Here is a 22,051-nt window from a genome sequence, read left to right on the forward strand (position 1 = left end):
GAATCGGCGCGGGGCGAAAGGCCGCAATCCCCCGAGGGTCAGCGGCCCCTGTCGGCGATGATGTCCACGCTGGTGCGGCCGCCCGGCGCGTCGGTGAACAGGATGAAGTAGGCCGCGCCATCCGAGCCGCGCGTTCCGCCCAGCACATGATCGCCGCCCATCACGCGATGCTGTCCGTCATAGCCCGCGCGCCGGGCGATGGTGTAATAATAGTCCATCGCCGCCTGCCGGGGCGCTGCGGTCACGAAGCTCGCCGCGCGCAGGGTGCAGCCGTCCGTTTCTGCGCCCGCCGCTTCGGTGAGTTGCGCGCCGGGATAAGCGCCGAAGGGTTCGGGCAGGCGCGTCGCCCATTGCGCGCCATAGACGAGCTTCTTCGCGCAGCCCGCATTGCCGCTGTTCCGCGCCAGCGCACCGAGCGTGACGGTCGAATCGAGAGGTTCGGCAGTGGTCGGCGCGGGCGCGGTCAGCAGCTTGCCACCCGCAGTCTTCACTGCCTGCGCCTGGGCGGCGCGCACATCCTGCGGCAGCACCGGCGCGCCTCCGGTCGGCAGCTTGGGCGTCGTGCGCACGGCATTGCGGTCGGACTGGCCGACCAGTTGCGGGTCGACGACGATGGGATCGGCCAGCGCGCCCCTGACCGCAGGGTCCGCGCTGTTGTTCGTGAGTTGCGCGTCGAGCGCCGCAAGATTGGCGTCCTTGTCGCCCTTCCCACAGGCGGAAAGCGCCAGCAAAAGGGCCACGACCGAAACAGACCGGAAAAGCGCCATCCTTCACTCCTTCGTAAACAGGCGATGAAGAACAAGCGTTAATTTTGCGTTAGGAAATTTGGTGAATCGCAGCCTTTTTGTTGAACGCCGGTCCAGTTTCACCGCACTGGCCCGCCGCGTCGGCTTGTCCTGAACCGTCGAAGGGGCCATCTACGCCGTATGTTCAACATCATGTCCATCTTCGTCGGCATCGTGACGCTGATCCTGATGATCCCGGCAGTGTTTCCGCTGCTGGGCGCGCTCAACTGGATTCTGGTGCCGATGGCGCTGTTCGGCGCATTGATCGGCCTGATCTCATCGAAGAGGAGCGGGCAGAATTTCTGCCTGCTGGTGGCCGCTTTCGGTGCTTTGCGCCTGTTTCTGGGCGGAGGCATCATCTGACCGACGCCGATGCCGAACTGCGCAGGGGACTGATCGCGGGTATCGCGGCCTATGGGCTGTGGGGTCTGTTGCCGCTGTTCTTCCGCATGCTCCACCATGTCAATCCGACCGAGATCGTGATGCAGCGCATCATCTGGTCGCTGCTGCTGATCGTGGCGATCCTCGCCGCGCGGGGCGGCCTTAAGGTGTTGGTGATTGCGCTGAGGGACCGGCGGATTGCCCTTCCGCTCGCTATTTCGGCGGCGCTGATCGCGATCAACTGGCTGACCTATGTCTGGGCTGTGCATCAGGGACAGGTGGTGGCGGCGAGCCTTGGCTATTTCCTCAATCCGCTGGTCAATGTGGCGCTGGGCGTGGTGGTGCTGAAGGAAAGGCTGCGCCAGTGGCAGGTGGCGGCGATCGCGATCGCCGCGCTGGGCGTGGCGATCCTCGCGGCGTCGGCGCTGACGACTCTGTGGATCAGCCTGACCCTCGCACTCAGCTTCGCTTTCTACGGACTGGTGCGCAAGCTGACGGTCGTGGCGCCGATGACCGGGCTGGGCGTCGAAACCGCGCTGCTCGCGCCGCCTGCCCTCGCCTATCTCGTCTGGGAAGCGGGCCATGGCGGGATGGGTTTCGGGCAGGATCTGGCGACCACCCTGCTGCTGATCGTGACGGGCGCGGTGACGACCGTGCCGCTGGTGCTGTTCGCCGTCGCGGCGCAGCGTCTGTCAATGGCCACGCTGGGGCTGCTGCAATATCTGGGGCCGACGCTCCAGTTCCTGTGCGGCGTTCTGCTGTTCGGGGAGAAGCTGAGCACCGGGCAGATGGTGAGCTTCGGCCTTATCTGGGTGGGTCTTGTCTTCTTCGCCAGCGACGGGATTGCCGTCGCCCGCCGCAGCCGGACAGCCCGCGCCTGACTAGAACTGCGTCGCTTCGAACCGCACCGGCTCGCCGATGGCGGCGTTGGCAAGCGCGTCTTCCCACATGACCCTGTGCCCGCGAACGATCGTGCCCACAGCCTTTCCGGTCAGGTCCATCCCCTCGAACGGCGACCAGTCGCAGCGGGAGGCGAGCCAGTCCTTGCCCACCGTCCAGCGCTTTTTGAGATCGACGACCGTGAAGTCCGCGTCATAGCCGACCGCGATCCGCCCCTTCCCGGTCAGCCCGAACACGCGCTGCGGCCCGGATGAGGTGAGTTCGATGAAGCGGCGCAGCGTCAGACGCCCCTCCGCCACATGGTTGAGCAGCAGCGGCACGAGCGTCTGCACGCCCGGCATGCCGCTGGGCGAGGCGGGATAGGGCTTGGCCTTTTCCTCGACGGTGTGGGGTGCATGGTCGCTTCCCAGCACATCAGGCACGCCCTGATTGAGCCAGAACCACAGACCGTCGCGATGCGCGGCGCTGCGGATCGGGGGATTCATCTGCGCATAGGTGCCAAGGCGCGGATAGGCATCCTCCCCGGCGAGCGTCAGATGCTGCGGCGTCACCTCGCAGGTCGCGATGTCCTTGTTCTGGCCGATATATTCGAGTTCGGCGGGCGTCGTGATGTGCAGGATGTGGATGCGGCGCCGCGCCTTGCGGGCGAGCGCGATGATCCGCTTCGTCGCGATCATCGCGCTTTCGTCGTCGCGCCAGACAGGATGGGACGACGGATCGCCTTCCACCCGCAGATCCTTGCGCGCATTCATCCGCGCTTCGTCCTCGGCATGGATGGCGACGCGGCGGTTGCCCGACGCCAGCACGCGCGACAGCGCGTCGTCATCGTCGACCAGCAGGCTGCCGGTCGATGCGCCCATGAAGATCTTGACGCCTGACGTGCCCGGAATACGCTCCAGTTCCTTCAACTGCTCGGCATTGTCCGCCGTCGCCCCGACATAGAAGGCATGGTCGCACCACATGCGATGATGCGCGCGGGCGAGCTTGTCATGGACGCGCTCGGCCGTGTCGGTGTTGGGATTGGTGTTGGGCATTTCGAACACCGCGGTGACGCCGCCCAGCACGGCGGCGCGGCTCCCCGATTCGAGATCTTCCTTATGTTCCAGACCCGGCTCGCGAAAATGGACCTGACTGTCGATGCAGCCGGGCAGCACGTCGAGGCCGGTGCAGTCGATCACTTCGCCTGCGTCGCCAAGGCTGGCGCCGATGGCGGCGATCCGCCCGCTGCGCACGCCCACGTCCGCACTCTCCGCCCCGCCGGGTGTATGGACGGTGCCGTTTTTCAGGATCATGTCGAAGGTCTGGGGCATGGCGGACTCCTGTGTCGGCTGGCGGCTTGGCGAATGCGTGCCGCCGTCCTACCTAAAGGCGATGACCGGCACCACCCTCACCGACCGCGCGATCCTGAGAATTTCCGGAGACGAGGCGCGCCCCTTCCTGCAGGGGTTGCTGACGCGCGATGTGCTGACGCTGGCGGAAGGGGAGCCGCGCTGGACCGGATTGCTGACGCCGCAGGGCAAGGCGCTGTTCGACTTCATCCTGTGGGCAGATGGCGACGACGTGCTGATCGATTGCGAAGCGGCGCAGGCGGACGCGCTGGCAAAGCGGCTGGCGCTTTACCGGTTGCGACGCAGGGTGACGATCGCGCGGGAAGACGGACTCGCTGCGCACTGGTCACTGGAGGCGCGCGACCGGCCTTTCGATCCGCGCCTGCCGGACCTTGGCCATCGCTGGCTGGCCGCGCCGGGCGATGGCGATGCCGCCCCTGCTTTCCGGGTGCACCGGCTGGCGCTGGGCGTGTTCGAGGGCGTGGGCGAACTGGGACAGGACGCAGTCCTGTGGCTGGAAGCCAATGCGGAGGAACTGCACGGCGTCGATTATGACAAGGGCTGCTATGTCGGGCAGGAGAATACCGCGCGGATGCATTACCGCAGCAAGGTGAACCGGCGGCTGGTGGCGGTGCCGCTGGACCGGGCCGACGAAAGGCGGCAGCGTGCCGCCCTGCCCGACCTTGGCCTTTCGATTGAATTGCGCCGTGTGGAGGCAATCGACCCCGCGACCGCGCCGGTCTGGCTGGCCGCCGCCCTCGCTGCGCCGGTCGCGGAATGAAGCGGGCGCTGCTGGCGCTGGCCTGCGCCTTCGTCCTTGCCGCGCCAGCCCGTGCCGATACGCCATGGACGCTGGTGAAAACCTATCCGCACGATCCGGGCGCCTTTACCGAAGGCCTCTTCTACCTCGACGGGGCGCTCTATGAGAGCACGGGGCTGGAGGGCCGGTCGGACATCCGCAAGGTCGCGCTGAAAAGCGGCAAGATACTTGAGCGGCGCGTGCTCGACAGCCGCTATTTCGGCGAAGGAATCGTCAACTGGAAGGACCGGATCGTCAGCCTGACATGGCGGCACCGGCAGGGTTTCGTCTGGTCGCTGTCGGGCTTCAGGCCGCTGTCGGACTTTCGCTACGAGGGGGAAGGATGGGCGCTGACGCAGGACGGGCGGCACATCATCATGAGCGACGGGACGGCGCAGTTGCGATTCCTCGATCCCGATACGCTGGCCGAGCAGCGGCGGATTACCGTGACGTGGAACGGCCGCCCGGTCGAACGGCTGAACGAGCTGGAATATGTGCGCGGCGAGGTGTGGGCGAATATCTGGTATGACACGAAAATCGCGCGGATCGACCCGGCGACCGGCGCGGTGATCGACTGGATCGACGTCGCGCCGCTGCGCAAGGCGGCGGGCGTTACCGACAGCGAGGCGGTGGCGAACGGGATCGCCTATGACGCGGCCAGCGACCGCGTGTTCATCACCGGCAAGTTCTGGCCCAAGCTGTTCGAAATCAGGGTAAAGCGCTAAAGCTCCAGCCCCACGAGCGTGCCGCTGCCGATCCGGTCGATATAACGTTTTCCGTCGATCTCGAACCAGTCGGGCGTGACTTCCAGCCTGCGCCCCTTGAGCGTCGTGCGCAGATGCTCGACCGCGATGCGGTTGCGCGCGACGATGCGCAGGACGCACAGGCCATCGCCCCGCGTCGCCATCATCGAATAGCGGTCGCCGCGCAGCAGGAAATGCCAACTGCCATTGGCGGGCATCCATTCATTGCCGTCGACAATCTGTTCGGGCTGTCCATCCACCCCGCCCAGACGCACGCTGATGCGGGTGGCGCCATTGGCACGGCGCGGCGGGGCGAAGACCAGCACCGGCTCGCCTTCCAGCGTGATCGGGATCGGCGTGTCGCGCAGCAGCCGCGATCCGCCGACGATGAGCTGCGGCAGTTCCGCCGAAAAAGGCAGGCGGTCGCGCGCGAAATGGCGCTGCCGCACGACCGGGTTGGCGTGAAAGCTGTGCACCTGAGTCGCCGTCAGCCGCCCTTCCTCGACCAGACCGTGACAGGTCGGGCACAGCAGGGTAGCGCCCGGTCCGTCCGGCAGCCCCAGATAGCGGTAGATGGTGACACCGCACCGCACGCAGGCGAAGCCGCAGGCCTGCCGAACCGCCGCGCGTTCCTCCGCGCTCAGATCCGGCAAGGACGGCATCACTCGCAAGCCCACCATGGCGACACCCTTTAGCAGCGCCGTCCACCCCTGTGTGAACGGACGGTCCTGACATGGCGTCCTCTTGCGTGGCGGGTGCTCGGGCGGCCCCCTGTGCGACTTATCGTTGAAATAAATGGCCCCGAGTCAAGGGGCGCTCTGAAATTGTCTATCGTTGGGGCAGAAGATCGAGGTTGCGCGACGCCGCGAGCGCACGGATACGGTCGGGTCGGGGCATGTTGCGGATGGCGATTTCCGCCATGTCTCCCGCGCTGAAAAGTTCGACATGGCCAACGCCGAACATCCGCTGGGACAGCGACTGGGTAATGCGGACCGACCGGATCGAGGACAGCGCGATTTCGGTGCGCTGCTTCGACAGGATGCCCCGTTCCATCAGCACTTCGCGGTCGGAAAGCGCGAGCCGCTCCCCCTTGCAGCGTATCCACCAGACCGCAATGGCGAGGATGCCGACCACCGACACGAGCAGCAGCAGGAACAGCAGCGGGTTGGCGCGGACCATCGCGGGATGTTCGTCATACAGCCAGGTGTCGCTCACGCCGCCTCCCTTGTTCGCGCTATGGGGCCACTATCATCATGCGCCCGGCAACGCGTCAACCCGCGCGGCTGCGGTCAGGACAGATCGTCCAGTTCGTAGAAGGGACGAATCTCGATCTCGCTGGGGCCGGGCATGGGATTGGGACAGCGCTTCGCCCATGCGACCGCCTCGTCCATGTTGGCGACGCTCCAGATCCAGTAGCCCGCGACCTGTTCCCGCGCAGGCAGGAATGGTCCTTCGATCACGCGCCTCTCCGCGCCGTCGAACGCGATCCGCTTGCCGTAGGAGGAGGGCTTGAGGCCATTGGCCTCCACCAGCAGTCCCGCCGCCTCCAGCTCGTCGTTGAACCGGCCCATCGCCGCCATCATGGCAGGATCGATGGGGCCATCCGCCTCGCTGTCCGCCGTCGCCTTGACCAGCACCATCACACGCATGTCGCTCTCCCGTCAGGAAGCGCGACTCTCGCAGATCGCCGGGCCGGAGCCAAGCCGCCTCAGTTTTCGTCCCCCATGCGCAGCGCGGCGATGAAGGCTTCCTGCGGAATCTGGACGCTGCCATATTCGCGCATCCGCTTCTTGCCTTCCTTCTGCTTCTCCAGCAGCTTCTTCTTGCGGGTGATGTCGCCGCCATAGCATTTCGCCGTGACGTCCTTGCGCATCGCGGCGATGGTTTCGCGCGCGATCACCTTGCCGCCGATCGCTGCCTGAATCGGGATCTTGAACAGGTGGCGGGGGATCAGATCCTTCAGCCGCTCGCACATGTGCCGTCCGCGCGCTTCGGCGGCGGAGCGGTGAACGATCATGGAGAGCGCATCGACCGGCTCATTGTTGACGAGGATGCTCATCTTGACGAGATCGCCTTCGCGCGTGCCGATCTGGTGATAGTCGAAGCTCGCATAGCCACGGCTGATCGACTTCAGCCGGTCGTAGAAGTCGAACACGACTTCGTTGAGCGGCAGTTCATATGTCACCTGCGCGCGTCCGCCGACATAGGTCAGATTCTTCTGGATGCCGCGCCGGTCCTGACAGAGTTTCAGGATGGAGCCGAGATATTCGTCGGGGCAGTAGATCACCGCCTCGATCCACGGCTCCTCGATCATCTCGATATGGTTGGGATCGGGCATGTCGGCGGGGTTGTGAAGATGCTTCACGCTGCCGTCCTTCATATGCATGTCGTAGACGACCGAAGGCGCGGTGGTGATGAGGTCGAGATCATATTCGCGGGTCAGCCGCTCCTGAATGATCTCCAGATGGAGCAGCCCCAGGAATCCGCAGCGGAAGCCGAAGCCCAGCGCAGCCGATGTTTCCATCTCGAACGAGAAGCTGGCGTCGTTGAGGCGAAGCTTGCTGATCGAATCGCGCAGCTTTTCAAAGTCGTTGGCGTCGACCGGGAACAGGCCGCAAAAGACGACCGGCTGCACCTCCTTGAAGCCCGGCAGCGGCGCGGCGGCGGGGTTCTTGACCGTGGTGATGGTGTCACCGACGCGGGTCTGGCTGATGTCCTTGATCTGCGCGGTGATGAAGCCGATCTCGCCGGGGCCAAGCTCGGGCAGCGCCTCGATCTTCGGGCGCATGCAGCCGACGCGGTCGATCAGATGTTCGGTGCCGCCGATCATGAACTTGATGTTCTGACCCTTTTTGATGACGCCGTTGATGACGCGCACCAGAATGACGACGCCCAGATAGGGGTCATACCAGCTATCGACGAGCATCGCCTCCAGCGGCGCGTCGCGGTCGCCCTTGGGCGGCGGGATCTTGGCGACGATAGCTTCCAGCACCTCGTCGATGCCGATGCCGGACTTGGCCGACGCCAGCACGGCTTCCGACGCGTCGAGACCGATCACCTCCTCGATCTCCGCGCGCACCTTTTCCGGTTCGGCGGCGGGCAGGTCGATCTTGTTCAGCACCGGCACGATCTCATGGTCATGCTCGATCGACTGGTAGACGTTGGCGAGCGTCTGCGCCTCCACCCCCTGTGCGGCGTCCACGACCAGCAGCGCGCCTTCGCACGCGGCCAGACTGCGCGACACCTCATAGGCGAAGTCGACATGGCCCGGCGTGTCCATGAGGTTCAGTTCATAGGTCTCGCCGTTCTTCGCGACATAATCGAGGCGCACGGTCTGCGCCTTGATGGTGATGCCCCGCTCTTTCTCAATGTCCATATTGTCGAGCACCTGCGCGCTCATTTCCCGGTCGGTCAGGCCTCCGGTGCGCTGGATCAGGCGGTCGGCCAGGGTGGATTTGCCATGGTCGATATGCGCGATGATGGAAAAATTGCGGATATGCGAAAGATCGGTCATCGCGCGCCGATAGCAGGGCTTCGCACGCTTGTCAGCACGGTGGAATCGGCTGGAGCGTCATGCTAAGACGGCGGCGTAACAGCGGGGTCGCACCACAGGCTTAACAACAGGCACGTAACTGCATGAATGGGGGTTTGAAGCAATGGTGAAGACGGTTTCCGCGCTGCTCGCGACGGTGGCGCTGGTGGCGATGCCGACCGCGTCGATGGCGCAGACGAACATGAGTTCGTCGGGCAAGACCTACAAGGACGGAACGACCAAGGGCGCGTCTTCGGGCCGCCGCGATCAGGAGCGCGCGACGCAGGAAATCCCGGTCTGCACCCGCAATCTCGGCACCGTCGCCATCGTCGAGCCGGACAATCAGTGGTGGCGCGAACTGAACCTCGGCAGCCCGGAAGCCATCCTCAAGGTCTTCATCCAGCAGTCGGGCTGCTTCAGGATCGTCAATCGCGGCCGGTCGATGCAGAGCCGCGCGATGGAGCGCGCCATGGCGGATTCGGGCGAGCTTCAGGCCGGATCGAACCTAGGCAAGGGACAGGTCAAGGCGGCGGATTATTATCTGGAGCCTGACATCGTGTCGTCCAACCGCAATTCGGGCGGCGGCGGCATCGGCGGCGCGCTGGGCGGCCTGATGGGCGGTTTTGGCGGCGCGCTTATCGGCGGCCTCAACATCAAGAAGAAGGAAGCGAACGTCACGCTTTCCATCGTCAATGCGCGCACGACCGAGGAAGAAGCGCTGACCGAAGGCTATGCCCGCAAGACGGACGTCGGTTTCGGCGGCGGCGCGGGCGGTGGCTGGTGGGGCGGCTTCGCGGCGGCCGGCGGCAGCGGATACCAGAATACCGAGATCGGACAGGTCATCGTGCTCGCCTATCTCGACGCCTATCGCAAGCTGGTGACGCAACTGGGCGGACTTCCCGCCAACGCCGCGGCGGCGGCTCCGGTCGCGAAGAAATAAGGCGGCGTGGGCGGGTGCTGCAAGGCGTCCGCCCCACCCCTCTATCCGGCGAGGCGGGCGCCTGTCGCGGCCCCGCGCCTGCCCTTTCGTCCCTTCCATCGCGCCAGTATCGCGTCGGCGGCGGGGCGCTCGACAAGGCGGTTGATGATCGTCCCCAACAGCAGGGCGACGAGGAAGGCCGCGAAAAAGGCGATCCACGGGCTATACCCCGCCCTTGCGACCTCCAGCATCACGACAAAGCCGATATGCTGGTGGACGAGGTAGAAGGAATAGCTGATCCCGCCCATCCAGACGAGCGGGCGCAGCGCGAGGAAGCGCAGCCATCCGTGAATGAGCGCCACGAACAGCGCCACCATCAGCAGGCCCATCACCACGATGTCCCAGGTCTCCATGACCGCGATGGAGAGAAGCGCGAACAGCGCGACGGGGAGTTGCTGCATCAATCGTCTCTGTCCCGACCAGATGCGGTGGGCCAGCATCCCCAGCACGAAGAAGGGCACATAGCGGAGCGCCAGCAGCATGATGATGCGTTCGGGCATGTCGGGCCAGAGCCACCACAGCCAGCGCAGCGCCAGCCACCCGGCCAGCACCGGCTCCAGCCTGCGCACGCCGCCGCATGTCCAGATCGCCGCCATGCAGATGTAGAAAGCGATCTCGACCGTCAGCGTCCAGTAGGCGCCATCGACCTCTGGAATGAAGGCGAAGCCCTGCAACATCGTCATGTTGGCGAGAATGGCCAGCGGCCCCACCAGCAGGCGGCTGGCATGACCGGCATATTCGACCGCCAGCGTCACGAGCATCGCCACCAGATAGGCGGGATAGAGCCGGGCGAAGCGGTTGACGATGAAGTCCGCGACCGACCCGATGCGATCCAGCGTGAAGAAGATCGCGAAGCCCGAAATAGTGAAGAACAGCAGCACCCGGTAATTGCCGCCGGGGAAACTGAACGGGACGTGCGCCGCCTGCGGAAACAGTTCGTGGAAGCGGGTCGAATAATGGAAGACGAGAACGCAGAGCGCGCCGATGCCGCGCAGGGCGTCCAGCTCCGTCAACCGGCTTCGGGAATGCGTCGATGCAACCATCGACGCTCCCTTAGCAACAGGCGAGCAACGATTCCGTTAAGATCGTGGCAGATCCGGACAGAAGCGTCCGTCCCTGGTCAGCCCGCTTTCCCATCGAGGATCGCGGCGATCGCCACGGTCACATCGTCCATGTCCGCCATGCCGTCCACCCGCGACACAATGCCGCGCGCCTCATAGATCGGCAGGATCGGCGCGGTCTTGGCGCGATATTCGGCCATGCGGGTGCGCACGGTTTCCTCATTGTCGTCGGGACGGCGCTTGAACTCGTGCCCGTGGCACTTGTCGCACTCGCCTTCGACCCTGGGCTGCTTGAAGCTGTCATGATAGCCCGCGCCGCAGGTGGCGCAGGTGAAGCGGCCGGTGATGCGCTCGACCAGCGCATCCTCATCGACTTCGAGTTCGATCACATGATCGAGCGTGCGGTTGCGTGTCGAAAGGATCGTGTCGAGCGAATGCGCCTGCGCTTCGGTCCGGGGATAGCCGTCGAAAATGACGCCGGTGTCGGCGGCGAGTGCGTCGAGCGCTTCGCCGATGATGCCCGACACGATCTCGTCGGACACCAGTTCGCCCGCTTCCATCACCGCCTTGGCCTTGAGACCCACCGGCGTGCCTGCTTTCACCGCAGCGCGCAGCATGTCGCCGGTCGACAACTGCACCATGCCCCGGCTCTCCACCAGCCGCGATGCCTGTGTGCCTTTCCCGGCACCCGGAGGGCCAAGCAGAATGATGTTCATTGCGCGCATTCTCCCCTTTGCTTGCGCTTCGTGCGGGCTGCCCTGTTAGCGCAGGCGTCCCTTGAGCTTCGCCTTCTTGATGAGATCGCCATATTGATGGGCGAGAAGGTGGCTCTGAATCTGGGTCACGGTATCGACCGTGACGTTGACCACGATCAGCAGGCTGGTTCCCCCCAGGTAGAAGGGGATGCCCGCCCGTGCGATGGCGAATTCCGGCACCAGGCAGATAAAGGCCAGATAGGCCGCGCCGATGACGGTGATGCGCGTCAGCACATAGTCGAGATAATTTTCGGTGTTCTTGCCCGGACGGATGCCCGGAATGAACCCGCCGTTGCGCTTGAGATTGTCGGCCGTCTCTTCCGGATTGAACACCACGGCGGTGTAGAAGAAGCAGAAGAAGACGATGCCGAGGCCATAGAGCGCCATGTAGACCGGGCTGCCGTGCGACAGATACTGGTTCAGCGTCAGGACGAAATCGCCCATCCGGCTTTCGCCCGCGACGGTGCGGCCGGCGAACTGCGAAATGGTCAGCGGCATCAGCAGCAGCGAGCTGGCAAAGATCGGCGGGATGACGCCCGCGGTATTCACCTTGAGCGGCAGATGGCTGCGGTCCGCCTGCATCAGCCCCTGACGCGTCTGGCGCTTGGGATACTGGATGAGGACGCGGCGCTGCGCGCGCTCCATGTAGCAGATCAGCAGGATGAGGCCGAGCGCCAGAATGATGATCGCCACGATGAGCAGGCCCGAGATCGAGCCTTCGCTGCCCGACTTGAACAGATTGCTGAGCGTCACCGGCAACTGGGCAACGATGCCCGCCATGATGATGAGCGACGTGCCGTTGCCGATCCCGCGCGAGGTGATCTGCTCGCCCAGCCACATCAGAAACATGGTGCCGCCGATCAGCGAGATCACCGCGGTCAGGCGGAACAGCAGGCCGGGATCGACCACCGCCTGAAGCCCCTGCTGCGCGCCGAACCCTTCAAGGCCGACCGCGATGAAATAACCCTGAACGGCGGTCAGGCCGACCGTGCCGTAGCGGGTATACTGGTTGAGCTTCTTGCGCCCGCTCTCGCCTTCCTTCTTGATCGCGGCGAGTTGCGGCGACAGCGAGGCGGCGAGCTGCACCACGATCGACGCGGTGATATAGGGCATGACGCCGAGCGCGATGAGGCTCATGCGCGACAGCGAACCGCCCGAGAAGGTGTTGAAGATGTCGAGAATGCCGCCGTTGGTCTGGCTGTAGAGCTGAGACAGGGCGGTCGGATCGACGCCGGGCAGCGGCACAAAGCTCAGGAAGCGGAACACGATCAGCGCGCCCAGCGTGAACCAGAGGCGCTTCTTGAGGTCGGTCGCCTGGCTGAACTTGGCGAGGCTGAGATTGGATGCGAGCTGGTCGGCTCTCGATGCCATGGTGGCTGCCCTTCAAATCACACATGCCGCGAAAACGGGTCCGCGGGTCGGAATCGTTCACTCCCTTAGCGGGGCTGATCGATCCTGTCGAACGGGAGTTGTCACAGAAGCGACAAGAGGATTCCCCCAAATGCGCGACCCCGCCAGCCCATATCGGGCAGCGGGGTCACGCTTGCAAGATCTGGACTGCGATCAGCCCTGCTTGGCAGCCTTCTTGGCGGCAAGGGCAGTGCCCTTCTTCGCCTTCGCCTTGTCGGCTGCCGCGACGACTTCGATCACTTCGACCTTGCCGCCGGCCTTCTCGACCGCCTCGACAGCGCCCTTCGACGCGCCGGCGACCAGCAGGCTGACCTTGGCGGTCAGTTCACCCTTGCCGAGCAGGCGGACACCGTCCTTGCCTCCACGGGCGAGCGAAGCGGCCTTGAGCGCCGCATGGTCGATGGTGGCCTTCGCGTCGAGCTTGCCGGCGTCGATCGCCTTCTGCAGCGCGCCCAGGTTCACGATGGCATAATCCTTGGCGAAGATGTTGTTGAAGCCGCGCTTCGGCAGGCGCATGTGGAGCGGCATCTGGCCGCCTTCGAAGCCGTTGATGCTGACGCCCGAGCGCGCCTTCGCACCCTTCTGGCCGCGACCGGCGGTCTTGCCCTTGCCCGAGCCGATACCGCGGCCCACGCGCATCCGGCCCTTGCGGGCGCCTTCATTATCGGTGAGTTCGTTGAGCTTGAAAGTCATGATGTGCACTCGCTTTCGCTATGTTCGCGCTGATGGAAAGCGCGCCCTTTAGTCGGATCGGGCGGGCTTGTCACGCCTTTTGTCGCGGCCGCTCGAACGGAGGTGGCGGGGCTTAGCTTCGCATATTTCCCGCAAGTTTCGACATTAACGTATCCGTCATCCCAGACCCACGTGGCGGAAACGTGCCGGTCAAGCGTCTTAAGAGGGGGCGTTGCGCCCGGCGATCTTGGGGAAGTGCCAGGGCATGAGGGAATCGAGGTCCTTGTTGCTATGACCGTTGGCAAGCTTGGTGAGGGTGGCGGTGAGCCAGGCGAGCGGATCGACGTCCGAGAGTTTGCACGTTTCGAGAAGGCTGGCGAGCACCGCCCAATTGTCTGCCCCGGCATCGCTGCCGGCGAACAACGAGTTGCGGCGCGACAGGGCAATCGGGCGGATGCTTCTTTCGACCGTGTTGGTATCGAGCTCGACGCGGCCGTCGAGCAGGCAATAGGTGAGCTGCTGCCAGTGGTTGAGCATATAGTTGATCGCTTCGGCCATCTTGCCCTTGGCGCTGAACCGGCCGAGGTTCTTCGAGAGATAGTCGCGCAGGTTATCGAACAGCGGCTTCAGTATCAGCTGCCGCCCTTCGAACCGCGCCTCGGGCGAGGTGTCCCTGAGCGTCGCCTCGATCTTGTAGATCGCCGAGAAGCGACGGAGCACCTCGTCGGCAACGGGCTCCTTTTCGCGGAAATCGTAGAACTTGCGCCGCGCGTGAAGCAGGCAGAATGCGAGGGTGACGCCATTGCGGCGCTTGATCTCATTGTAGCCGGCATAGCCGTCCACCTGGAGCACCCCGGCGAAGTCGCCGAGATGGTCGATCGGATGCATGCCGCCGCGGCCGGCGGCGTACATGTAGACGACGGCGGGCGGCGCGAGTCCGCCCCATGGCCGATCGTCGCGGGCATAGGCCCACAGCTGGCCGCTCTTGGTCTTGCCGGTCCCGGGCGCCAGCACGGGCATGCGCGTCTCGTCGGCGAACAGCTTCACCGAACTTCGCAGCTCGGCGAGCAGATGCTGCCTGAGCGGAGTCAGCCACCATCCGACGCGCCCGACCCAGTCGGCGAGCGTTGCCCGGTCGAGATCGATCCCCTGGCGGGCGTAGATCTGGGCTTGCCGGTAAAGCGGAAGGTGATCGGCGTAGCGCGCGACGATGACCTGGGCGACGAGCGCGTCGGTGGGCAGGCCCTGATCGACGATGAAGCTTGGCGCCGGCGCCTGGGTGACGCCGCCCTCGTCGCAGCCGCGGCAGCCATAGCGCGGACGGCGGGTGACCAGCACGCGGAAGATGGTGGGCACGACGTCGAGGCGCTCGGTGACGTCCTCGCCGATGACATGAAGATCGTTGCCGCAGCAGGCACACTGCTTGTCTTCGATGTCGACGACCTGCTCGATACGCTCGAGATGGGCGGGCAGCGCTCCACGGTTGTTGCGGCGGCGGCGCTTTGTCTCGCCGGTCGCGTCAGCCTGGTCGATCAGCGCTTCGAGCCCGGCCTCGGCGCGCGACAAGGCAGCTTCGAGCTCTTCGAGCACGAGCTGGTACTGGTCGGGATCGAGCCGCTCGGCGCTCTGGCCGAAACGGTGGCGCTTGAACTGGTCGAGAATGTCGTTGAGGCGCTTGACCTCATCGCGGGCGGCCGCGAGCGCGTCCTCCATCTCGGCGGCCTTCGCCTCGGCGATGACGGCGGCGTGTTCGGCCGCTTTCGCGGTGGCGAGCGCGATGATCTCGCGCGCCTCAGCTTGGGCCGCAGCGCGGGCGAGCGCCTCGTTCTCGGCGTTGATGCGAACGATCTGCTGGTCGCGTTCGGCCGCCTCGGCGGTCAGCTTCGCGATGGTCGCGAGCAGCGCAACTGGGTCTTTGCAGGAGGCCGTCAGCGGGTCCATGGCAGGCATCGAATCACATGCGTAACGACGCGTCCAGCGCAGTTGACTCGGCCTGTCGCGACTATCTCACGCATCAGCGAAACCCTCGATTTTAGGCGGATTTACGCGCCTTGGCGCGCGGTGCCGACGCCAGTCCATGCCCGAGGTGAGTGCTGCCATCTGCGCCGCCGTGATCGAAAAACTGCCATCGACCGCCGGCGGCCAGGCGAATCCTTCGGCGGCCTCGGCGCGCTTGGTCATCAGCCAGATGCCGGTGCCGTCGAACCACAGAATCTTCAGCCTGTCCTTCCTCTTGGAACGAAAAATATAGGCGACTCCGCGCCACGGATCCTGGCTCAACTCGTGCTGGACCTTGGCCACCAGCGTGTCGATGCCGCAGCGGAAATCGATCGGCTTGGTGTAGATCAGCACCTTGGCGTCGCTGCCCGGCCCGATCATCGCGCCCTCAGCAGCGCTGCGATTACCGAGGCGACCAGCGTCGAACTTGCGCCGTGGGCGACCATCACTGGCACGCCGCGCACTTCCATTGCGACCTGCACCACCGCGTCCGGCAGCAGCCGCGCGTTCGCGGCCTCCGGTTCGAGCAGCACCGCCGGCACCGATGTCGGCTCGATGACCGCCGGCAGGAACATCGCCCTGTCCTCGCGCGCCGCGTCCTCCGCCATCTCGCGCAACTCGCGGCGCCAGGCATATATCTGGGCCGGAAGGACATCGAAACACGCGGCCACCTCCGCCATGCTGCACGCCGGATCGAGCGACAGCTCCACCACCGCGCGCTTCTCTTCCAGCGTCCAGCGCCGTCGGCGCCCGTTCTCCACGCCGCCACTGCCGTCGATCTCTTGCTCCACAGTCACCCCGCCGAATCAAATTACGCGATATGCACGCGGGACACTCAAAGCTCATGGCCATCTACGCCACGTGGGTCTGGGATGACGGATACACATTAACTGTCGCCGGTAGGAAATCTTCATGCGCGGCGGGCCTGCGAGCCGCCGGCAGGCGACCGCCATCGTCTAGCGTCGGCGCGGCGATATAGGATAGTGTGCACCGGACGCGGAAAAGGCCGGCGTGCCTGCGCACCCCGGCCTTTTCCTGTTTTCGCTTCGGGAAGAAGGCTTAGCCTTCGACCACCTGCACCATGTGGGGCAGCTTCTTGATGGCACCGCGGACTTCCGCCGTGTCTTCCAGCTCCACCACGCGGTGCATCTTGCCAAGGCCCAGGCCGATCAGAATCTTCTTCTGGTCGGCGGGGCGGCGGATCGGCGAACCGATCTGCTTGATCTTGATCTTCGCCATATCCTGTTACTCCGCAATCGCTTCGGCGTCGGCCTGCGCGACTTCGGCCGAGGCACCGCCACGACGCAGAAGGTCGGCGACCTTCTTGCCGCGACGCTGCGCCACCGACTTGGGGCTGGTCTGTTCGCCCAGCGCCGCGAAGGTCGCACGGATCATGTTATAGGGGTTCGACGTGCCGTTCGACTTGGTCACGACGTCCGCGACGCCGAGGCTTTCGAACACGGCGCGCATCGGACCGCCCGCGATGATGCCGGTGCCCGCCGGAGCCGAACGCACCGTCACCTTGCCGGCGCCGAAATGACCGAGACCGTCATGGTGCAGCGTGCGGCCTTCCTTCAGCGGAACGCGAACCATCGCCTTCTTGGCCGATGCGGTCGCCTTGCTGATGGCTTCGGGCACTTCGCGCGCCTTGCCATGGCCGAAGCCCACACGGCCCTTGCCGTCGCCCACGACGACCAGCGCCGCGAAGCCGAAGCGCTTGCCGCCCTTGACGGTCTTCGAGACGCGGTTGATGTGGACCAGCTTCTCGATCAGTTCCTCGCCCTGCTCCTCGTCACGGTTGCCACCGCGACGGTCGTCACGACGGCCACGGCCGCCGCGATCGCCACGGTTGCGGTCGCCGCCGCCACGGTTGCCACGGCCACGGCCGGGACCGCGGTTTTCCGTCGGCTGCTCGCCGCCTTCGACCGCAGCGGGAGCGCCCGCCTGCGACTGGATTTCGTTTTCGTCAGCCATCATCAGAACTCCAGCCCGCCTTCGCGGGCGGCATCGGCCAGCGCCTTGACGCGGCCATGGAACAGGAAGCCACCGCGGTCGAACACGACCCTGGTGACGCCGGCAGCAGTCGCCGCAGCAGCGACGCGCTTGCCGACATCGGCAGCGGCCTCGGCCGTGGCGCCGGTCTTGCCGCGCACGTCCTTGTCCAGGGTCGAAGCGGCGGCGACGGTCTTGCCGGCGGCGTCATCAATGACCTGAGCGTAGATGTGACGGCCCGAGCGGTGAACGCTGAGGCGCGGCTTGTGACCGGAAACCGCCTTGAGCGCGGTGCGGACGCGGCGACGACGCCGCGCGAAGAGGGAAAGCTTTGCCATCTTACTTCTTCTTCCCTTCCTTGCGGAAGATGAACTCGCCGTCATATTTGATGCCCTTGCCCTTATAGGGTTCGGGCTTGCGCCAGCGACGGATTTCGGCGGCCACCTGGCCCACCTTCTGCTTGTCGATGCCGCTGATCTCGACCGTGGTGTTATCCGGGGTCTTGATCTCGATGCCTTCAGGCACCGCGAAATCGACGTCGTGCGAATAGCCGAGCTGAAGCTTCAGCGTCTTGCCCTGCGAATTGGCGCGATAGCCGACACCGGTGATGAGCAGCTTCTTCGAGAAGCCCTCGGTCACGCCGGTGACGAGGTTCTGGACCAGCGTGCGCTGCATGCCCCAGAAGGCGCGCGCCTGCTTGGTCTTGTTGGCCGGCTGCACCGAGATGCCGTCATTTTCCAGCGTGTAGCTGATCTCGTCGCGCAGCGGCATTGCGAGGGTGCCCTTGGGACCCTTCACCGACAGTTGCCCGCCTTCGATGGTCGCTGTGACCCCGGCAGGGATCGCGACCGGCTTTTTACCGATGCGGCTCATCAGAACACCTCCGCCAGCACTTCGCCGCCGACATTCTGCTCGCGCGCTTCGGCGTCGGACAGAACGCCCTTGGGCGTCGAGACAATGGTGATGCCAAGGCCGTTGCGGATCACCGGAAGTTCCTTGGAACCCGAATAGACGCGGCGGCCAGGCTTGGACACGCGGGCGACATGCTTGATCGCCGGCTGGCCCTCGAAATATTTCAGCTCGATGCGGAGGCCGGCATGCTTGCCGAGGGCTTCCTCGGAATAGCCGCGGATATAGCCTTCGCGCTGGAGCACGTCGAGCACGCGGGCGCGCAGCTTGGACGCGGGGGAAACCACGCTATCCTTCTTCGCCTGCTGCCCGTTGCGGATGCGGGTGAGCATATCACCCAGGGGATCGGTCAATGCCATCTCAAATGATCCTTACCAGCTCGACTTGGTGACGCCGGGGATCAGGCCTTTGTTGGCCAGATCACGAAGCTGCACGCGGCAGAGACGGAATTTGCGGTAATAAGCGCGGGGACGCCCGGTCAGTTCGCAGCGGTTCCGGACACGGGTCGGATTGCCGTTGCGGGGGATCTCCGCCATCTTCAGACGCGCGATCAGACGATCGCTGTCGTCGGCCGCGGTATCATTCGCGATCGCCTTGAGCTTCGCATAGCGGCCGGCATATTTCTTCACCAGCTTCTTGCGACGCTCGTTCTTGTTGATCGAACTCAGTTTCGCCATGACTTAAGTTCTCTTCCTTGCAAAGTTGATGGAAGAGAAGCGGGACCGTTTCAGGCCGCCTGCTTCTCTTCGAGCGGGAAGGGGAAGCCGAAGAGGCGCAGCAGCTCGCGCGCTTCATCGTCCGTCTTCGCCGTGGTGGTCACGATGATGTCCATGCCGCGCACCTTGTCGATGCGGTCATAGTTGATCTCGGGGAAGATGATCTGCTCCTTGATACCGAAGGCATAGTTGCCACGGCCATCGAAGCTCTTCGGGTTCAGACCACGGAAGTCGCGCACGCGGGGGAGCGCGACGTTGATGAGGCGGTCGAGAAACTCATACATGCGCTCGCGGCGCAGCGTCACCTTGGCGCCGATCGGCATGCCTTCACGCAGCTTGAACTGCGCAATCGACTTGCGGGCCTTGGTGATGACCGGCTTCTGACCGGCGATCAGTTCCATTTCCTCGGCGGCCGAAGTCACCTTCTTCTTGTCCTGGGTCGCTTCGCCCACACCCATGTTGAGCGTGATCTTTTCGATCCGGGGGACTTCCATGACGTTCTTGTAACCGAACTTCTCGGTCATCGCCTTGGCGATCTCGGCGTCATAGAGCGCCTTGGAGCGCGGGGTATATTTGTCGGCCATTACAGCACCTCACCGGACTTGACGGCCACGCGGACCTTCTTGCCGTCGCGATCCTCGAAACGGACGCGGGTCGGCTTGCCGTCCGCGCCGGCCACGGCCACGTTCGAAATGTGGAGCGGCGCAGGCTTGCGGTCGATGCCGCCCTGCGGGTTCGACTGGTCGGGCTTGCGGTGGCGCGCATGGATGTTGATGCCCTCGACGAGCACCTTGTCATCCTTCGGCATCACCTGAAGGACGGAGCCGGTGCGGCCCTTGTCCTTGCCGGCCAGGACGACGACCGTGTCGCCCTTCTTGATTCTGGCAGCGCTCATTACAGCACCTCGGGCGCAAGGCTGATGATCTTCATGTGCTGCTTCGCGCGCAGCTCACGGACGACCGGGCCAAAGATACGGGTGCCGATCGGCTCCTGGTTCTTGTTGATCAGCACGGCGGCGTTGCCGTCGAAGCGGATCACCGAACCGTCGGCGCGGCGGATGTCCTTGGCGGTGCGGACGATGACGGCGCGGTGCACGTCACCCTTCTTCACCTTGCCGCGCGGCGCGGCTTCCTTGATCGAGACGACGATGATGTCGCCCACGCCGGCGAAGCGGCGCTTCGACCCGCCCAGCACCTTGATGCACTGGACGCGCTTGGCGCCGCTGTTGTCAGCGACGTCAAGATTGGATTGCATCTGGATCATAGATCCGGTTCCTTCTCATTTGGCCTACCGGGGCAATTCCCGGCGGTTCCGAATTCATGCGTTCGACCCGGTGAATCGAAATGCGCGAAGCGCGGGCCTGTACCGCCTCCCAAGGGAAAAGGCCAGCCCGCGTCCGAACTTTTTCGATCCTTGAAGGATCGGCGACCGGTCACAAGACCGGAAGGCTTCCCTTAGTGGGAGACTTCCGGCGACTTGTGGGTGTCCACGCGCTCGATGACCTTCCAGGTCTTGAGCTTGGAAATCGGGGCGGTCTCCTCGATGCGGACCGTCTCGCCTTCCTTGTAGACATTGCCCTCGTCATGGGCGTGATACTTTTTCGACAGGCGGATGATCTTGCCGTAGAGCGCATGCTTAACCTTGCGCTCCACACGAACCACCACCGTCTTGTCGGTCTTGTCGGAAACCACCGTTCCCGTCAGCACGCGCTTGGGCATCGTGTGATTTCCTTCTTACTTCGCAGCCGAGCGCGAACGCTCGGTCTGGAGGGTCTTGATCTGCGCGATCGACCGACGGACTTCACGCACCCGGCTCGGCTTTTCGAGCTGGTTGGTGGCCGCCTGAAAACGCAGGTTGAACTGCTCGCGCTTCAGGTTGTTGAGTTCGGTCGACAGTTCGTCGTCCGTCTTGGTCTTGAGGTCTGCGACGTTCGCCACGGCTTAACCCTCCAGGTGCGAGGTGTCGCCGAGGCGGGCAACGACCTTCGTCTTGATGGGCAGCTTCATCGCGGCGCGCGAGAAGGCCTCTGCTGCGAGCGGACCGGGCACGCCGTCCAGTTCGAACAGGATGCGGCCGGGCTTTACGCGGGCCGCCCAATATTCGACCGAACCCTTGCCCTTGCCCTGACGGACTTCGGCAGGCTTCTTGGAAACCGGCACGTCGGGGAACACGCGGATCCACAACCGGCCCTGACGGCGGATGTGGCGGGTGATCGCGCGGCGGGCCGCTTCGATCTGGCGGGCGGTGACGCGCTCGGGTTCCAGAGCCTTGAGGCCGTAAGAGCCGAAGTTCAAGGCCGAACCGCCCTTGGCGTCGCCCTTGATCCTGCCCTTGAAGGCCTTGCGGAACTTCATCTTCTTCGGTTGCAGCATGACGCTATACCTACCTTATTCTCAGCGCGCCGGGCGCACACCGGAGGTCTGAGCCTCCAGCATCAGCCGGTCGGTGGCGAACGGATCGTGGCCGAGAATCTCGCCCTTAAAGATCCACACCTTGATGCCGCACACGCCATAGGCGGTGTGGGCCGTGGCTTCGGCATAATCGACGTTCGCGCGCAGCGTGTGCAGCGGAACGCGACCTTCGCGATACCATTCGACGCGCGCGATCTCCGCGCCGCCCAGACGGCCGCCGCAGGTGATCTTGATGCCTTCGGCACCCAGACGCAGGGCCGACTGCACCGCGCGCTTCATGGCGCGGCGGAACGCCACGCGGCGCTCAAGCTGATCGGCAATGCCCTGCGCGACGAGCTTGGAGTCGATTTCCGGCTTGCGGATTTCGACGATGTTCAGGCTGACGTCCGAAGAGGTCAGGCTGCCCAGCTTCTTGCGCAGCTTCTCGATGTCCGCGCCCTTCTTGCCGATGATGACACCGGGGCGGGCGGCGTAGATCGACACGCGGCACAGCTTGGCCGGGCGTTCGATCACGACCTTGGAAATCGCGGCCTGCGGCAGCGTCTTCATGATGAACTGGCGGATCTTGAGATCTTCCAGCAGAAGGCGGCCATAATCCTGGCCTTCCGCGAACCAGCGGCTGTCCCAGGTGCGGTTGATCTGCAGACGCAGACCGATCGGGTTGCTCTTGTGACCCATGT

At 64.7% G+C, this 22,051-nt stretch carries 31 protein-coding genes; 5 read left to right on the top strand and 26 right to left on the bottom strand.

What is annotated here, in order from left to right; all coding sequences use genetic code 11:
• Positions 1–38: 38 nt before the first annotated feature.
• Positions 39–767 (bottom strand): hypothetical protein, encoded by a 729-nt coding sequence (locus SAMIE_RS14025; protein WP_066702938.1) that lies wholly within the window; start codon positions 765–767, stop codon positions 39–41.
• Positions 768–926: 159 nt separating this feature from the next.
• Here SAMIE_RS14025 and SAMIE_RS14030 point away from each other — a divergent pair, with 159 nt between their 5' ends.
• Positions 927–1,148, top strand: coding sequence for a hypothetical protein (locus tag SAMIE_RS14030; RefSeq protein ID WP_066703011.1), 222 nt, complete (start codon positions 927–929; stop codon positions 1,146–1,148).
• The gene (rarD, locus tag SAMIE_RS14035) at positions 1,145–2,047 is read left to right on the top strand and encodes an EamA family transporter RarD (RefSeq protein WP_083952602.1); all 903 of its coding nucleotides are present in this window, start codon (positions 1,145–1,147) and stop codon (positions 2,045–2,047) included. Before SAMIE_RS14030 ends, rarD begins: the two co-directional genes overlap by 4 nt.
• Here rarD and SAMIE_RS14040 read toward each other — a convergent pair whose 3' ends face one another.
• Positions 2,048–3,376: a dihydroorotase gene (locus SAMIE_RS14040; protein ID WP_066702936.1), complete on the bottom strand. Its 1,329-nt coding sequence runs from the start codon at positions 3,374–3,376 to the stop codon at positions 2,048–2,050. It abuts the gene before it with no gap.
• Positions 3,377–3,437: 61 nt separating this feature from the next.
• On the opposite strand from SAMIE_RS14040, the gene ygfZ reads away from it, so the two are divergent.
• Together ygfZ and SAMIE_RS14050 are read left to right on the top strand one after the other, a co-directional pair.
• Positions 3,438–4,175, top strand: a complete 738-nt coding sequence (ygfZ, locus tag SAMIE_RS14045; protein WP_066703009.1) for a CAF17-like 4Fe-4S cluster assembly/insertion protein YgfZ — start codon at positions 3,438–3,440, stop codon at positions 4,173–4,175.
• Complete coding sequence (locus SAMIE_RS14050) at positions 4,172–4,918, top strand: glutaminyl-peptide cyclotransferase (RefSeq protein ID WP_066702933.1); 747 nt, start codon at positions 4,172–4,174, stop codon at positions 4,916–4,918. The genes ygfZ and SAMIE_RS14050 overlap by 4 nt, the downstream gene beginning before the upstream one ends.
• Here SAMIE_RS14050 and SAMIE_RS14055 read toward each other — a convergent pair.
• The 4 genes from SAMIE_RS14055 to lepA form a co-directional block, all read right to left on the bottom strand.
• A complete protein-coding gene (locus tag SAMIE_RS14055) occupies positions 4,915–5,616 on the bottom strand; it encodes a hypothetical protein (protein WP_066702925.1) in 702 nt (233 codons plus the stop codon). The genes SAMIE_RS14050 and SAMIE_RS14055 overlap by 4 nt on opposite strands.
• Positions 5,617–5,764: 148 nt before the next feature.
• Positions 5,765–6,151 (bottom strand): PH domain-containing protein, encoded by a 387-nt coding sequence (locus SAMIE_RS14060; RefSeq protein WP_066702918.1) that lies wholly within the window; start codon positions 6,149–6,151, stop codon positions 5,765–5,767.
• A 74-nt stretch (positions 6,152–6,225) separates the two neighbouring features.
• Positions 6,226–6,585 carry a YciI family protein gene (locus tag SAMIE_RS14065; RefSeq protein WP_066702915.1) on the bottom strand — a complete coding sequence of 120 codons (360 nt, stop codon included), beginning with the start codon at positions 6,583–6,585 and terminating at the stop codon, positions 6,226–6,228.
• Positions 6,586–6,644: 59 nt separating this feature from the next.
• Positions 6,645–8,450 (bottom strand): translation elongation factor 4, encoded by a 1,806-nt coding sequence (lepA, locus tag SAMIE_RS14070; protein WP_066702912.1) that lies wholly within the window; start codon positions 8,448–8,450, stop codon positions 6,645–6,647.
• A 220-nt stretch (positions 8,451–8,670) separates the two neighbouring features.
• Between lepA and SAMIE_RS14075 the strand changes: the two genes are divergently transcribed.
• Positions 8,671–9,408, top strand: a complete 738-nt coding sequence (locus tag SAMIE_RS14075) for a CsgG/HfaB family protein (protein WP_232037429.1) — start codon at positions 8,671–8,673, stop codon at positions 9,406–9,408.
• 41 nt (positions 9,409–9,449) lie between these two features.
• On the opposite strand, the gene SAMIE_RS14080 is transcribed toward SAMIE_RS14075, so the two are convergent.
• From SAMIE_RS14080 to rpsC, 20 genes are all read right to left on the bottom strand, one after another.
• A complete protein-coding gene (locus SAMIE_RS14080; RefSeq protein ID WP_066702911.1) occupies positions 9,450–10,490 on the bottom strand; it encodes an acyltransferase family protein in 1,041 nt (346 codons plus the stop codon).
• A gap of 77 nt (positions 10,491–10,567) precedes the next feature.
• Complete coding sequence (locus SAMIE_RS14085) at positions 10,568–11,224, bottom strand: adenylate kinase (RefSeq protein WP_066702910.1); 657 nt, start codon at positions 11,222–11,224, stop codon at positions 10,568–10,570.
• 45 nt (positions 11,225–11,269) lie between these two features.
• Positions 11,270–12,634 (bottom strand): preprotein translocase subunit SecY, encoded by a 1,365-nt coding sequence (gene secY / locus SAMIE_RS14090; protein ID WP_066702909.1) that lies wholly within the window; start codon positions 12,632–12,634, stop codon positions 11,270–11,272.
• Positions 12,635–12,826: 192 nt separating this feature from the next.
• The gene (gene rplO / locus SAMIE_RS14095; RefSeq protein ID WP_066702906.1) at positions 12,827–13,366 is read right to left on the bottom strand and encodes a 50S ribosomal protein L15; all 540 of its coding nucleotides are present in this window, start codon (positions 13,364–13,366) and stop codon (positions 12,827–12,829) included.
• 198 nt (positions 13,367–13,564) lie between these two features.
• Entirely contained in the window at positions 13,565–15,058 is a 1,494-nt protein-coding gene (gene tnpC / locus SAMIE_RS14100; protein ID WP_066522435.1) for an IS66 family transposase, read from the bottom strand.
• Positions 15,059–15,352: 294 nt separating this feature from the next.
• Positions 15,353–15,724, bottom strand: coding sequence for an IS66 family insertion sequence element accessory protein TnpB (tnpB, locus tag SAMIE_RS14105; protein WP_062346440.1), 372 nt, complete (start codon positions 15,722–15,724; stop codon positions 15,353–15,355).
• Positions 15,721–16,134, bottom strand: a complete 414-nt coding sequence (locus SAMIE_RS14110; RefSeq protein ID WP_062346444.1) for a transposase — start codon at positions 16,132–16,134, stop codon at positions 15,721–15,723. The genes tnpB and SAMIE_RS14110 overlap by 4 nt, the downstream gene beginning before the upstream one ends.
• Before the next feature lie 268 nt (positions 16,135–16,402).
• Positions 16,403–16,582, bottom strand: a complete 180-nt coding sequence (rpmD, locus tag SAMIE_RS14115; protein WP_022682102.1) for a 50S ribosomal protein L30 — start codon at positions 16,580–16,582, stop codon at positions 16,403–16,405.
• A 6-nt stretch (positions 16,583–16,588) separates the two neighbouring features.
• A complete protein-coding gene (rpsE, locus tag SAMIE_RS14120) occupies positions 16,589–17,317 on the bottom strand; it encodes a 30S ribosomal protein S5 (protein WP_066701033.1) in 729 nt (242 codons plus the stop codon).
• Positions 17,318–17,319: 2 nt separating this feature from the next.
• Entirely contained in the window at positions 17,320–17,673 is a 354-nt protein-coding gene (gene rplR / locus SAMIE_RS14125; protein ID WP_066700941.1) for a 50S ribosomal protein L18, read from the bottom strand.
• A gap of 1 nt (position 17,674) precedes the next feature.
• Entirely contained in the window at positions 17,675–18,208 is a 534-nt protein-coding gene (gene rplF, locus SAMIE_RS14130; RefSeq protein ID WP_066700942.1) for a 50S ribosomal protein L6, read from the bottom strand.
• Positions 18,208–18,603 carry a 30S ribosomal protein S8 gene (gene rpsH / locus SAMIE_RS14135; RefSeq protein WP_066700943.1) on the bottom strand — a complete coding sequence of 132 codons (396 nt, stop codon included), beginning with the start codon at positions 18,601–18,603 and terminating at the stop codon, positions 18,208–18,210. Before rpsH ends, rplF begins: the two co-directional genes overlap by 1 nt.
• 12 nt (positions 18,604–18,615) lie before the next feature.
• On the bottom strand, positions 18,616–18,921 hold the full coding sequence (gene rpsN, locus SAMIE_RS14140; protein WP_007707881.1) for a 30S ribosomal protein S14: 306 nt from the start codon (positions 18,919–18,921) through the stop codon (positions 18,616–18,618).
• Positions 18,922–18,971: 50 nt separating this feature from the next.
• Positions 18,972–19,544 (bottom strand): 50S ribosomal protein L5, encoded by a 573-nt coding sequence (gene rplE / locus SAMIE_RS14145; RefSeq protein ID WP_066700944.1) that lies wholly within the window; start codon positions 19,542–19,544, stop codon positions 18,972–18,974.
• Complete coding sequence (gene rplX / locus SAMIE_RS14150) at positions 19,544–19,855, bottom strand: 50S ribosomal protein L24 (protein WP_066700945.1); 312 nt, start codon at positions 19,853–19,855, stop codon at positions 19,544–19,546. The genes rplE and rplX overlap by 1 nt, the downstream gene beginning before the upstream one ends.
• On the bottom strand, positions 19,855–20,223 hold the full coding sequence (gene rplN, locus SAMIE_RS14155; protein ID WP_066700946.1) for a 50S ribosomal protein L14: 369 nt from the start codon (positions 20,221–20,223) through the stop codon (positions 19,855–19,857). Before rplN ends, rplX begins: the two co-directional genes overlap by 1 nt.
• Before the next feature lie 191 nt (positions 20,224–20,414).
• A complete protein-coding gene (gene rpsQ, locus SAMIE_RS14160; RefSeq protein WP_066700947.1) occupies positions 20,415–20,678 on the bottom strand; it encodes a 30S ribosomal protein S17 in 264 nt (87 codons plus the stop codon).
• Between the two features lie 15 nt (positions 20,679–20,693).
• The gene (gene rpmC, locus SAMIE_RS14165) at positions 20,694–20,897 is read right to left on the bottom strand and encodes a 50S ribosomal protein L29 (protein WP_066700948.1); all 204 of its coding nucleotides are present in this window, start codon (positions 20,895–20,897) and stop codon (positions 20,694–20,696) included.
• 3 nt (positions 20,898–20,900) lie between these two features.
• The gene (gene rplP, locus SAMIE_RS14170; protein WP_066700949.1) at positions 20,901–21,332 is read right to left on the bottom strand and encodes a 50S ribosomal protein L16; all 432 of its coding nucleotides are present in this window, start codon (positions 21,330–21,332) and stop codon (positions 20,901–20,903) included.
• Positions 21,333–21,353: 21 nt separating this feature from the next.
• Positions 21,354–22,049 carry a 30S ribosomal protein S3 gene (gene rpsC / locus SAMIE_RS14175; protein WP_066700950.1) on the bottom strand — a complete coding sequence of 232 codons (696 nt, stop codon included), beginning with the start codon at positions 22,047–22,049 and terminating at the stop codon, positions 21,354–21,356.
• Between the last annotated feature and the right edge of the window lie 2 nt (positions 22,050–22,051).

This window comes from Sphingobium amiense (genome assembly GCF_003967075.1).
GTDB classification, from domain to species: domain Bacteria; phylum Pseudomonadota; class Alphaproteobacteria; order Sphingomonadales; family Sphingomonadaceae; genus Sphingobium; species Sphingobium amiense.